General features: G+C 64.5%; 10 protein-coding genes, 1 tRNA gene and 2 pseudogenes. 1 reads left to right on the forward strand and 12 read right to left on the reverse strand.

Annotation, left to right across the window (positions count from 1 at the left end):
• Nucleotides 1-156: 156 nt before the first annotated feature.
• The 9 genes and pseudogenes from BVIR_RS09095 to BVIR_RS09125 all read right to left on the reverse strand — a co-directional run bounded on the left by BVIR_RS09095 (nucleotide 157) and on the right by BVIR_RS09125 (nucleotide 8232).
• On the reverse strand, nucleotides 157-1209 hold the full coding sequence (locus BVIR_RS09095; protein ID WP_082416890.1) for a FecR family protein: 1053 nt from the start codon (nucleotides 1207-1209) through the stop codon (nucleotides 157-159).
• Nucleotides 1151-1777, reverse strand: a complete 627-nt coding sequence (locus BVIR_RS16385; RefSeq protein WP_082416892.1) for an RNA polymerase sigma factor — start codon at nucleotides 1775-1777, stop codon at nucleotides 1151-1153. The genes BVIR_RS09095 and BVIR_RS16385 overlap by 59 nt, the downstream gene beginning before the upstream one ends.
• A 70-nt stretch (nucleotides 1778-1847) precedes the next feature.
• Nucleotides 1848-2468 (reverse strand): STN domain-containing protein, encoded by a 621-nt coding sequence (locus BVIR_RS09105; protein ID WP_055037391.1) that lies wholly within the window; start codon nucleotides 2466-2468, stop codon nucleotides 1848-1850.
• Nucleotides 2469-2730: 262 nt separating this feature from the next.
• A pseudogene (locus BVIR_RS16830) lies at nucleotides 2731-2883 on the reverse strand (IS3 family transposase); the annotation flags it as partial.
• 230 nt (nucleotides 2884-3113) lie between these two features.
• Nucleotides 3114-3263, reverse strand: a pseudogene (locus BVIR_RS16395) (IS5/IS1182 family transposase); the annotation flags it as partial.
• Nucleotides 3264-3374: 111 nt separating this feature from the next.
• Nucleotides 3375-6545 carry an autotransporter outer membrane beta-barrel domain-containing protein gene (locus tag BVIR_RS09110; protein WP_055037392.1) on the reverse strand — a complete coding sequence of 1057 codons (3171 nt, stop codon included), beginning with the start codon at nucleotides 6543-6545 and terminating at the stop codon, nucleotides 3375-3377.
• Nucleotides 6539-6853, reverse strand: a complete 315-nt coding sequence (locus BVIR_RS09115) for a hypothetical protein (RefSeq protein WP_055037393.1) — start codon at nucleotides 6851-6853, stop codon at nucleotides 6539-6541. The genes BVIR_RS09110 and BVIR_RS09115 overlap by 7 nt, the downstream gene beginning before the upstream one ends.
• Before the next feature lie 981 nt (nucleotides 6854-7834).
• Nucleotides 7835-7911, reverse strand: a tRNA-Met gene (locus BVIR_RS09120).
• Between the two features lie 126 nt (nucleotides 7912-8037).
• A complete protein-coding gene (locus BVIR_RS09125) occupies nucleotides 8038-8232 on the reverse strand; it encodes a hypothetical protein (protein WP_055037394.1) in 195 nt (64 codons plus the stop codon).
• 141 nt (nucleotides 8233-8373) lie between these two features.
• Here BVIR_RS09125 and BVIR_RS09130 point away from each other — a divergent pair, with 141 nt between their 5' ends.
• A complete protein-coding gene (locus tag BVIR_RS09130) occupies nucleotides 8374-9516 on the forward strand; it encodes an ISAs1 family transposase (protein WP_082416579.1) in 1143 nt (380 codons plus the stop codon).
• Nucleotides 9517-9900: 384 nt separating this feature from the next.
• Here the strand turns inward: BVIR_RS09130 and BVIR_RS09135 are convergent, their stop codons facing one another.
• The 3 genes from BVIR_RS09135 to BVIR_RS17380 are packed head-to-tail and all read right to left on the reverse strand — an operon-like array spanning nucleotide 9901 to nucleotide 11827.
• Complete coding sequence (locus BVIR_RS09135) at nucleotides 9901-10113, reverse strand: hypothetical protein (RefSeq protein WP_156331035.1); 213 nt, start codon at nucleotides 10111-10113, stop codon at nucleotides 9901-9903.
• Nucleotides 10110-10709, reverse strand: coding sequence for a cysteine hydrolase family protein (locus BVIR_RS09140; RefSeq protein WP_055037396.1), 600 nt, complete (start codon nucleotides 10707-10709; stop codon nucleotides 10110-10112). The genes BVIR_RS09135 and BVIR_RS09140 overlap by 4 nt, the downstream gene beginning before the upstream one ends.
• Complete coding sequence (locus BVIR_RS17380) at nucleotides 10706-11827, reverse strand: GNAT family N-acetyltransferase (RefSeq protein ID WP_335338110.1); 1122 nt, start codon at nucleotides 11825-11827, stop codon at nucleotides 10706-10708. The genes BVIR_RS09140 and BVIR_RS17380 overlap by 4 nt, the downstream gene beginning before the upstream one ends.
• Nucleotides 11828-11860: the final 33 nt, after the last annotated feature.

An 11860-nucleotide genomic window follows, 5' to 3' on the forward strand; every position in this document is an offset into this window, starting at 1 on the left:
CCGTCGTGCTCGATCCGGTCATGACCTGTCCCCAAAGAAACGCCAGCGCGGCGACAGGCTTCTGTCGCCGAACGCCTCTCCTGCCTCTTTGGTCCCCGGCGCGGCCCGCGACCGGTCAACAGAAATTCTGTTTGGAGTGCTTTTTTTCGAGCACCGTCAGCCGAGCAGCACGATACCTCCCGGAAGCATGGTGGCTCGGACGCCAAAGACCTGTTCGATCTGACCTACGACTTGGTCCATCTCCGCGATGCGAAATCGGGCACTGAGCTGGCGCCGCCCCAAGTCTTTGTTGGTCAGAATGACCCGGCCGGGGCGATAGCGGTTGATCTCTTCAACCACGTCAGAGATCGGGGTCGATCGGAAGATAACGAGTCCGCCCTGCCAAGCCGTGACCGCATTGGTATCGACCGCAACGGCCTGACCGACCCCGTGCTCGGAGTAAAGCACCTGCCGGCCCGGCCCCAGCACGCGCGCATCTCCGCCACATTCGACACGCACGTCTCCATCAAGGCAGGCCACCCGGACCTGACCACCGTCGTGGCGCAAGTTGAAACGGGCTCCGGCGGCGACTACGCGACCATTGCCGGCCTCCACCGTTAGCACGTCCTCTGCAGGGCTCGACAGCGCAGCTTCGCCGGCAATCAGTTCGATCCGTCGCACCACCCCGGCGGCAGGCCGCAGCGCGATGCTGGTGCGGGTGTTCATATCGATGCCGATGTCGTCGATGGTTATCTGCCGCTGCTCGCCGGTCGCGGTTCGGTAGTCGGCGGCGAACTCGGACCAGGACGGCCAGAAACCGAAAGGGGGATGCACCGACAGCGCAACGCCCGCCACGGACGCGGCGAGCGCTCCTCCGATCAAGGCACGCCGCGTGACCGCTGCTTCTCCCGGCGACGCGGCGCTCGGCGCCGTCCGGGCATACCGCGCGACAGAATTGGCGCTGGACAGTTCTTCTGCGACCGCGCCGAGCGCGATCCATGCGCGGCTCATGCGATCGTAAGCCTCCAGATGTGCCGGGCTGGTTTCCGACCAGCGCTTCAACGCAGCAAGGTCGGCCGGCCCGGCCGCGCCGGTCCTGAACCGCATCACCCATTCATAGGCCTCGCGTTCGAGCGGCGGGAACTCGCCCGCTCGAACGGGATGCCTGCCATCATCCCGCAGATTTGCCGGCCCGGCCGATCCTCGGCGTGGCTCGTCCCTCATTGTCATGCCGCCCTGCTGACTTCTCTTTCTTTGATTCCTGTGCCGACTTCGGACCGAACCGCTGCACGACCTTGCGGTCGAGGCGTTGGGCACAATGCATCACGACAAACCGCAACTCCCGCTCGACCCAGCGCTGCGATATCCCATGACGGCGCGCGAGATCTGCCAACGATTTGCCCTCCAGCCGCGAGGCGAGGAGGATATCCTGCTGGCGCGGCGTGAGTTCCTCCAGGGCACGCTTGAGCAGTTCCAACTCCGAACGATTTTCGACGACCGCCCCAGGATCGGGCGCCTCGTCAATCAGGTCAAGCGCGATCCGGGTATCGGTCAGCGTCACGGTCCGCCGCTCCCGACGCAAGAGTTTCAGCCCGATATTATAAGCGATTCGAAGCAGATAGGGCTGAGGTTTCCGAACCGGTTCGCGGGGCTGGTGCCGTTCCAGCCGGACCCAGGCTTCTTGAAGGGCCTCGCCGGCCAGCTCCGCCGAACCGAGGCGGTACGTCAACGAGCTTTTCAGCGCCTGATACTCGACCGCAAGCAGATGCCGCAGCAGCTTTTGTTCGGTATTCGTCATGATGCGCTGATTGGTGCGCTCGGCCCAACGGCGGACAAGCGCTGATGCATCGTTTTGGCGGCTCCGGGGTTCATGGCTTGCCGTCGCATCTGGACGACTCTCCCGGCAAGGGGGGAAGAATGGCCATCGTCACGGGCTGCGGCAATCCCAGCGGCGGTGGCGCAACCTCTATTCCGCGGATACCTGCGGTGAGGGCTAGATTGCGGGCAGGATCGCCGCCGGGGCCGACGATTTCGGCACGCGCAATTACGCCCGACGGCGCCAACCAAAATCTGAAGATGATCGGGGAACTGTCTGCGTCCGTGACCTCGCGGGAGCAGAGCGCATGCGAGACCCGACTTTGCAGCAGAGCGAAGAACGCGCCATAGCGCTGAAGCTCCGGGTCCGATGCGGCCGCCGATCGTCGCAAGGGCACAATCGAAACAGCCCCCGACCCCGTCCGCCGCGGCACGTAGCCGGTTCCATGCAGAAGCGTTTCAAGGCCGAGCATGGGCGGAAACACTCCCTTTATCGGCGCCGACCGATGGCCGGCCGCCAACACACCATCGTAAAAAAGACCCAGCCCCGTGACCGCACCGAATTGCTCCAACGCATCGCCGAGCGGCTGCGCCGGGATATCGAAATAGAACTCGCCTGCGCGTTCAAGGCTGTTCGGCTGTTCGGCGTTAGCCGCTTGTGCGGTCGCCCCCATAACAACGGCCAACCATAAAGCGCAGATTGACCTTCTCACCATTGATCAACCGCGCGATGGACGACTCAAACTGGTGCACAGTTGCTTTTTCGGGGCCTGCTCCCCCGATGACAACAGACGGGCCGAAAACTGGCTCAGCGTGACGATCCGGCTATCCTAATCGTGGACTGTAACATTTTTGCGTAGGCATCCGTGCCCATGCCCCCCGGCCCGGCGCGCCGACCGTTTCGTGACACACTGGCGGGAACTCGGCCAGGCCAGCCAGCGCCAGATCGGCGGCCGGCACCGGCCGAGGCGCGTAGTACACGCTGCCACGGCTGATCCCCAGCGCCCTGGCCTGCTGGACGATCGGCAAGACGTGCGTCCGGTCGATCATCGCTTTGCGCTCGCAAGGCCGGCCTTGGCGAGCGCGCCGCGCCTTGTGTGGTTGCCGCCCGTGGCGCAAGAAGTTTTTTCAACCGATAAGCATGTGATCGAGCGCGGTCTTGTGTCAGGCCTGCTTTTGCGGCCTTCACATGCCGCTGGCCGGTATGGTGATCCGCAGAACGGGTCAAATCTATGAACCGAGCTCGATGCTCTGGCGTAACGCCTGGTTTTCCCGTCCGGATCTGTTCGATCGTTTGCCCATTCAGGTTTTCGGCTTCTCACCTCGCGGACATCCACCGTGCGTCGACGTCCACCGCGTTTGGCCGGCGGGATCAGCGGCGAGACCAGCGCCCATTCAGCCTCGGTCAGGTCACTCGGATAGCGCAACCCACGGCGATCCGCCGTCCGGCGGTGGTCGGGCGTCCACATCGTGATCTGCTCGCAAAGCGCCCCCTCGTTACAGAATCACAAACGACTCCACAGACTCAACTTCTTTCCGGATCGGCTCTAAGAATTCAACGGCGCAGCAGTGAATCATCCTCACCAGACTTTCCGAATCGTTCCCAAGCCTGAATAGATCGAAGTGGTGTCGGAAAACTCGCCGTCGAATTTTGCGAGCATCGACCAGCCATTCGTCAGATAATACTCGGCGCCAGCGGTCACCAAAGCGCCATCTCGAGCAGGTGTAGCGCCGTTCACAGTAAAATTGGAGTTCGGCAACGTTTGGAACATGGCGTTTGCGTACGCGTTGTTGTCGAAGTCGTGTGCCCACGCAACCCGCGAATACAACGTCAGAATCTCGCCCCGGTCGAACAGGTACCGTTTGTCGAACCGCGCTCCCAATTCGGTGCGTGTTGTCGTCACCGTCTGCGAGTCATAGTTCAAGGCGAATTGCGATGATCCGGCGATAACGCTCTCGCCATAATCAGGCAGTGAGATGGATTGGACTTGGATCGCCCCGTACGGGGTCACCGCGAGCCATGGCATCGCATCGCGATAACCGCCTTCCAGGCGCCCGCTGAAGACGTTGGCGTCGAAGTTCGCTTCCAATATGTCGCTGCCCGAGATCGTAACGGTTCGGTCAGTGCTCACGTCATGGAAGGAATAGGCGAGGGCGCCGGCGAGATAGGCTGGGCCTGAGCGGGTCTTGCCGTACACCCCGGCTTGAAACATGTCGGAGTCTCCGCTCCCCAAGCCTTGGTCGAGGTTCCAATGGGTGCCGCCGCCAGCGAGCGCGACGCCGACGAGTGTGTCCGGTGTCACGCGATAGTCGAGACCGCCGGCGAAGCCGTAGGTCCGACTGGTGGTGCCATGAGAGCCGGTGATGTTGTCGCCGCTGGTTTTGCCCGTGGTTCCATAAGCCGAGCCCCAGGTCGCGAAGCGAGAATCGCATACCGCCGCCTCTGGCCTCGCATCGGCGGCATTGCCGGCCGAGCCGGATCTTCCGGAAGAACAGTTCCCTTCGAGCGATGGGCTGAACATCAAGTTCAGGAACGCCGTGCCGGCTTGGAAGGCAACCTGCGCAACGTTCGCTCCGACCTCGCCGGAAAGCTGGGTCAGCCCGTCGGGCGTCACTTCACCAAAGACGATCGGGATACTGCCATTGGCGTTGAAGGAATTTGTTAGCCCATATGCGACGTTCTGCTGGTTTACGTTCAGAACACCGCCGGATGGAACGAAATTAAGGCTCAAGTTTATGTAAGCGTTGTTGGCGTCATAGCCTAGGCTGGCGTCGAAATTTGCTGGAAGATTGGTATTTACCAGCGAACCGAACGTACCGCTGACGCTGCCGGCACTGAGAATAGTGTATTGCTTGGCGATATAGGTGCCACCGGCATAACTCGCGCTCACCGTTGCGCCGCCGAGCGTCGCCGTACCGGAGACGTTGGAGAATGACGACGTCGCGGGATTGACGTTGACGGCGTAAACACTTCCCGAATCGAAACCAAGATTACCGGTCACTGTCATTGACGAGCCAGGGGTGCCGGACCCCGGCTGGAACGTACCGCCGCTGGCGACGAAGGTATTTCCGACCGTTCCGGTGCCGAACAGGAGGGCGCCGCTATTGACCGTGGTCAGAGACGAGGGCGCAATCGAGCCAAGTACCTGCAGCGCGCCGCCGTCAATTGTCGTCGGGCCGGTATAGGTGCTGGCTCCCGTCAGCGTCTGCGTGCCGGCGGAGAGCGTCAACCCGCCATTGGTCCCGCTGATGATGCCGTCGTAGGTGCTCGAGGCATTCGACAACGTCAACGTCTGCTCGCCGAGCACGACGTTACTGCCGGCCACGCCTGCAAGTGTCGTGATGGTGGCGCCGGCGGTGGTGCCGGAAATGTCGAAGATGCCGGAAGCGCCGGCGACGTCCACAACGCTCGAATTGGCGATGCTGCCGCTGCCGGTCAGCGCCAGCGTGCCACCATTGATCGTGGTCGCACCGGTATAGGTGTTGGTGCCCGTCAGCGTCTGCGTGCCGGCGGCGAGCGTCAACGCGCCGTTGGTCCCGCTGATGATGCCGTTGTAGGTGGTCGAGGCATTCGACAACGTCAACGTCTGGTCGCCAAGCACGACATTGCTGCCGGCCACGCCCGCAAGTGTCGTGATGGCGGCGCCGGTGGTGGTGCCGGAAATGTCGAAGATGCCGGACGCGCTGGCGACGTTTACGACGCTCGAATTCGCGATGCTGCCGACGCCGGTCAGCGCCAGCGTGCCACCATTGATCGTGGTCGCACCGGTATAGGTGTTGATCCCGCTCAGCGAGAACACGCCTGTTCCCTGTTTGGTGAGAGCGGTCGGGCCAGTACCGTCCTGAATGACGCCGCTAAACAGGGTGTTGGTCGCATCGCCCGTCGTCAGTGCGGCACCGACGCCGCCGCTGTTGGTCACGGTCCCGCTGCCGGCGAGCGAGCCAATCGTCTGGTTGAAGCCACCGAGATCGAGTATTCCGGGCGAGTTGACCGTAATCGCGCTGGTCGCGCCAAACACGTTGGTCGCGGCGCCCGCCAGCAGCGTCCCGTCCGAAATCACCCACGGCGTTGTCTGGCCTGGCGTTCCAGTGAGTGTCCACTGGCTCGCGCCCGTCTTACTGAAAGCCGTGAAGTTCTGATACTGGGTGCCGATCAGCGTTGTATCGAAGGAGCCGTTGGTGGCGCCGCCGAGCCCGAACGTGTCGGTGCCACCGCTGACCGCGACGACGTTGCCCAAAATCGAAAAGCCACTTTGGAGCGTCAGGCTATTGACGCCGCCCGTGAACGTGATCGCGTTGGCGCGTGTGACCCCATCGCTGGCGAAGCCGCCTGCAATCGTGCCGCTGTTGATGATCGCAAGCCCGCTGCCGACGACGCCCACTCCGCCGGCGCCACCGGCTCCCGCGGTGCCCGCCGTGGTGCCGGCTCCGCCCGCCCCACCGACGGTGCCCGCGCCACCCTGAATGGTACCTGTGTTGGTAAGAGTGGCGCCGGGTGCGGAGAAAAAGACACCGACGCCGCCGTCACCGCCAGCGCCGCCATCGCCACCAATGCCGGTAACGGCCGCACCGCCGGCGCCACCGATGCCGCCCGCACCGCCGGTAATGGTGGCGGAGTTGGTGTTGTTCGTTGCGCCGGTCACGGTGGCGCCGAAGCCGCCGGAACCGCCGCCGCCGCCGCCGCCGCCATTTCCGATGCCAGATGCGGCACCACCGGCACCACCGGCACCACCGGTGACGCCGGTCAGCACACCGCCGGGAAGAGTCGCCGCGGTGCTGCCGCTGGCGCCGCCGCCGCCGCCACCGCCACCGCCACCGCCAAGGTTGACGGCACCGACCGCGCCAGCGGAGCCGACCCCGCCGGGTATGCCGCCGCCGCCGCCCAATCCGCCACCGCCATCACCACCGCCACCGCCCGCACCATCGCCAGAGCCACCACCGCCGCCGCCGCCGCCGTTAACGCCAGCGCCCGCGCTTCCAGTGCCGCCGGTTCCAGCTGCGCCGGTGCCGCCGGCACCGGCAGCGATCCCGCCACCACCGTCGCCACCGTCGCCGCCATCGGCAAATGACGAAACCGAAGGCAGAAGAAAGGCCGTTGCAAAAATGGCCGTGACGGCAAAATTCGCAAGCGCTGCGGACGTTAAATACTTTGCACGCCAGCAGTTGATGACGAACCTCGGCGAACGTTGTTGAATCCGTCCGCCGGGCAGCGCGGAAAGCACTGTAGGCTGCGGCGAACCGGATGGATCGGGCCTAAGCGCCCGCTCAAATGCTGCACTGCGCACGACGCACCTCTTCATTCTGACGCGCTTTGATGCGAGCGCTGCGGAAACAGCATGAGTTGTTTCGCGGCTCGGACGAAAGCGGCGATCGCCTGGGGATAATTGTTGATTGGTGGCGAAATTCGCGCCAAACGCAGGTACTATGGTCAAGCATGCTAATTGGCTGTGCGTGAGTCGTCAACATTGCTCAATACCAAAAAATACGACGGCATAAGGTAATACGGTAGGGTGTTGACCCAGTTCCAGAAGCCGACGGGGCGTTGTGGGCGGTGGCCACACGTTCTGGCCATTCTCCACGTGCGTTCGGAGGCCATGCCCTCCGCGGTCGGGTTGCTGGCTGCCGACAATTGCGAAAGCGGATCGGGCATGCGGCGATCATCCAATCGCCCCTCACGCGGGGCGTGGATCGAAACGTGACCGCGCCGACGATCACGCCGCCGGAGACCAGTCGCTCCTCACGCGAGGGCGTGGATCGAAACGAATGTCGGTCAATATCGCGCAGGTCCCGAAGGTGCTGTCGCTGCATCCAACGGCCGTCGGCCGTTATCTGGAGGCGATCGACACTTTGGCCGACCTCATCGCCGACGACCGGGACGCGCAGGACGCCGGGCTGGCCGATGCGGTGCGCGGGATGATCGAGAGTGTCGTGGTGGAGCTCGCGCCGGCCGAGACGCTACCGGACTTGGTCCTCAACGGATCACTGGCCAGACTGACCGGCTCTGGTTTGTTCCCCCAGGCCAGACTTGCGGGGGGAATGTTGGTAGCGGAGGAGGGACTCGAACCCCCGACACGCGGATTATGATTCCGCTGCTCTAACCAGCTGAGCTACTCCGCCCCGTGCCACTTGGGTCAAGTGGCCCGCGGAGTTGGGATATAAGGAAGGGCCGGAACGGGTGTCAAGGACGAGGCCCATCGCCCAGGCTGCCTTGTTGTGAACGACGCCGCGCTTTTCCCGGAACGGTCAGCCGGCGCCGCCCCGCCAGCGCCGCTTCGCCCACTGGAGAAACCAGGTGCCGAAGCCAGTCAGCACCACCGCGACCACCAGCGCCGCGCCGAAATAGCTCTGCGACACCGGCCCCGCCGCCAAGCCTAGGAGGGTCGCGGTAATGGCGGCGATCGACGCCACCTGCAGGATGCGGACAACAATCTGATTCATCGCGCCGAGGGGACCATCTTCACGGCGGCCTGTCCAGCAGCCTGTCCTCACGGGCCAGGGCGATCGGGTGAAGAAAGGGGTGACAAAGGCCTGAAGTGCTGAATCTGTCGGTTCCTCCGATTCGGATGCGGAGGATGGGCGATGGAGCCAGCGGAACCGGACTTTGCCGCGCTTGGGGAAGCTCTTGTTTTCCTGGACTATTTCAAGGACATGCCCGACCCGCGCCAGCGCGGCAAGGTGATGTACTCGCTGGAGGAGGTGCTGCTGCTGTGCCTGCTGGCGGTGCTGGCCGGCGCCGAGACCTTCGTCGACATCGCAAGGTTCGGCGAGACGAAGCTCGACCTGCTGCGCCGGTTCCGCACGTTTCTCCATGGCACCCCCTCGCACGACCACCTCGGCGACATCCTCGCCACCCTCGATGCTGCGCAGTTCCAGCGTTGCTTCGTCGCCTGGGTGGCGGCGGTGACCGGGGCGCCCGCAGACGTGATCGCCATCGACGGCAAGACGCTGCGCCGCTCGGCTAAGAGGGACGCCAAGGCGGCGGTCCACATGGTGTCCGCCTTCGCGGCGCGCCAGCGCCTGGTGCTCGGCCAGGTCAAGGTGGCCGACAAGTCGAACGAGATCGTCGCCATCCCCCAACTGCTCTCCCTGCTGTCGATCGAGGGCGCCATCGTCACCATCGACGCCATGGGCTGCCAGCGCGCCATCGCCGCACAAATCCTCGCCCAGAAGGCCGACTATGTGCTGGCCCTGAAAGGCAACCAGGGCAGCTTGCGAGAGGACGTCGAGCTGTTCGCCGCCGAGCAGAAAGCCAATGGTTTCAAGGACACAGCGATCAGCCGCCATCACAGCGTCGATGGCGATCACGGCCGCATCGAGACCCGCACCACCACGGTGATGCACGACGTGGCTTGGCTCCGAGACCGTCACGATTGGCCCGGCCTGACCAGTGTCGTCATGGTCGAAAGCATGCGCGAGATCGGCGCCAAGTGCGAGCAGGAGACCCGCTTCTACATCGCCTCGCTGGCGTCCCCGGCCGACCAGCTCGGACCCGTCATCCGCAGCCATTGGGCGGTGGAGAACAGCCTGCATTGGATCATGGACATGGTGTTCCGCGATGACGACTGCCGCGTCCGCACCGATCACGCCCCCGCCAATTTCACCACCCTCAAGCACATGGCCCTCAATCTCATCCGCAAGGCCCCGGGCAAGGATTCTCTCCGCCTCAAGCGAAAAGTCGCCGCCTGGGACGACGACTTCCTCGCAAGTCTCCTGGCAGCGTGATTTTTCACCCGATTGCCCTGCCTCACGGGCACTGCCGATAGCGCGGTCCGCCAGCCGATCGACCGGCGCCGGCTCGTGGCCGCCTGACCCCACAACCTTTGCCGAAACGCCTTGATCTGAAAGCGGTTTTCCGGAGATCGAGCGCCCAAACGCCGGCCTGATCGGTCGATTCCGTACACTGGCTGGCGGCCAGGGCTGGTGTTGGACGCGCTGGCTTCTTGAACGCCGGCTTTTGGAATCGGCGGCTCTTGGACGCGCCGGCTCTTGGACACGCCAGCGGCGCCGCCTGACGGACGATCCGAGCCCGGCCAAGCCCCCCCTGCCCAAGCTTGCCAATCGACCCAGCCCAAGCGCCGCCGTCCGGCGGCCAGCGCGGCTTGCCGCCTATTGGCGGGTGCTGCAGCGGGTGGTCTCGATCGCCTCGCACAGCGCCTTGAGCTCACCGCTCGAGATTTCGTGCATCTTCATTTGGACCGACAGCCGAGCCATGGCGAGAAACATGGCGATCTCGTCGAGATCGTGCTCCCGCATCGTCGAGATGTAATCTCCGAGCGTGCGGCAGATGGTATCGAGCTTTTCGAGCATATGTGGTGTCATGGCCGTTCACCCACCACACGGCGCGGCCGCGCCGTGCGCTCAATCCACATCCGGGTCGAGATCGATTCGCCATAGAGGCCGACCAGCCGCGACACGGTGCGGTGCACCTCGGCCGGCCCGATGTCCTCAAGGCCATGGCTGGCCGACGCATCGTTGAGGAAGGTGACGCGGTGGCCGCGGTGGAAGGCGTCGATCACGGTGGACAGGCAGGCTGATTCACCGGCGAAGCCAGCCAGCACGAAGCTGCCGTCACCGTGGTTCATCACCTCGGTGAAGGCACCGGAGGCGTAGAGTGAGGGGCGGTCGCGCTCGAACACCAGTTCGGTGCCGTGAGGCTCGAACCCTTCGATCCACTTGGCAAACCGGGTGGCGGGGTTGAACAGCGGCGAGCGTGCCCGCCACCGTGCGAACACGATGGGAAAGCCCATGGCGCGGGCATGGTGAAGCGCAGAACGGCAGCTTTCGATCGCCGCCTCGGCGTCCGGCAGTGCCAGCACCCGTGGGCTGGCGAGGTATTCCTGCTGGAGATCGAGCAGCACCAGCGTCGGAATCCGGGTCGGATCGGCATAATGACGAAGATCGATCACCGATGTCACGCGCCCAGCTCCTGAAATTGCCGGCTCACCCGCCGTGTGGCCGATTTTTCCAGGACGCCCGGCATGTGCCAGCGGCCTTCGGGGCGGATGATCAGGTAGGGGTCGACGCCGATGGTGATCGATTGCGGGTGACGCGAGGCATCCAGCACCATCTCGACATAGTCGAAATCGGAAAACACCAGCTCGCGGCCGGACTCGAAGGTCTTGAAGCCGAACCGGCCCCAGAAATTGACCAGCCGCTTTTGGGCGTGGCCGTAGAGGCGCTGGTAGCCCTTGACCCGGCACAGCTCGATGGCGGCGCGCACCAGCTGGAACGACAAGCGGGTGTTGCGAAACTCGCGCCGCACCGCCAGACGCTCCAGCTTGGCGAAGTCGGCGAAGCAGCGGATGCGCAGGCAGCCGGCCGGCTCGTGGCCGACATAGCCGATGAGGTGGGTTGCCGACAGGTCGTTGCCGTCGAACTCCTCCGCGTAGGGGCATTCCTGCTCGGAGATGTAGACAGCGCTGCGGACACTGGCGACACGCATCAGGTCTTCCATCGACCGCGCCACAGTGACCGACAGTGCGTTGGCGGGAGTGGCCGGGTGGTAGCTGTCGAAAAGCGGCGCGTCGGTGTGGCCGGAGCGACGGAAGACGTGAAGGTGCGGCGCGTGGAGGCCGCACACGGTGGCGCCGGACTGGAAGCCGAGCCCCTCCATGAAGCGGCGGCCGTCGGCGGTGGCGGCGCGGGCATAGAAATTAACGTCGGCGTGGAGCGGCGTCTTGAACTTGTCGATCACCAGCGCAATGCCGCCGGCCAGGGCGCCGCGGGCGTGAATGGCCCAGATGTAGATGCCGGCCGGCTTCTCGTTCTGCCGGCAGACCAAGGCAAGGTCGGGGTCGGAGGCGTCGAAATTGCCCTCGGCCAGCTGCCGCAGCCCCGCCTCGTTAAGCGGCAGCACCGCCACGAAGCCATCGCCCGCCGGTGCCGCAGCGTCGTAGCCGTTCTTTCGCGCCAACGCCCAAAGGGTATCGGGATTGTGCGACATTACGCTGCGCACGATGTCGAGGCTGGCGAGGCCTGCAAGGTCGTGCTCGGCCTTGGCCATCAGCGCCCCGATCACCTGCAGGCTCGGCATGAAAGCAACCAGCCCTTGGGCGAGGACGGCAGG

It is taken from the genome of Blastochloris viridis, from assembly GCF_001402875.1.
GTDB lineage: Bacteria > Pseudomonadota > Alphaproteobacteria > Rhizobiales > Xanthobacteraceae > Blastochloris > Blastochloris viridis.

Excerpts from the sequence above, each read along its gene's own strand:
- BVIR_RS09095 (WP_082416890.1), bottom strand. The coding sequence starts at position 1,209 with ATGACAATGAGGGACGAGCCACGCCGAGGATCGGCCGGGCCGGCAAAT.
- BVIR_RS16385 (WP_082416892.1), bottom strand. The coding sequence starts at position 1,777 with ATGACGAATACCGAACAAAAGCTGCTGCGGCATCTGCTTGCGGTCGAG.
- BVIR_RS09105 (WP_055037391.1), bottom strand. The coding sequence starts at position 2,468 with ATGGGGGCGACCGCACAAGCGGCTAACGCCGAACAGCCGAACAGCCTT.
- BVIR_RS09115 (WP_055037393.1), bottom strand. The coding sequence starts at position 6,853 with ATGGCGGCGACGGTGGCGACGGTGGTGGCGGGATCGCTGCCGGTGCCG.
- BVIR_RS09125 (WP_055037394.1), bottom strand. The coding sequence starts at position 8,232 with ATGAATCAGATTGTTGTCCGCATCCTGCAGGTGGCGTCGATCGCCGCC.
- BVIR_RS09130 (WP_082416579.1), top strand. The coding sequence starts at position 8,374 with ATGGAGCCAGCGGAACCGGACTTTGCCGCGCTTGGGGAAGCTCTTGTT.
- BVIR_RS09135 (WP_156331035.1), bottom strand. The coding sequence starts at position 10,113 with ATGACACCACATATGCTCGAAAAGCTCGATACCATCTGCCGCACGCTC.
- BVIR_RS17380 (WP_335338110.1), bottom strand. The coding sequence starts at position 11,827 with ATGCCGAGCCTGCAGGTGATCGGGGCGCTGATGGCCAAGGCCGAGCAC.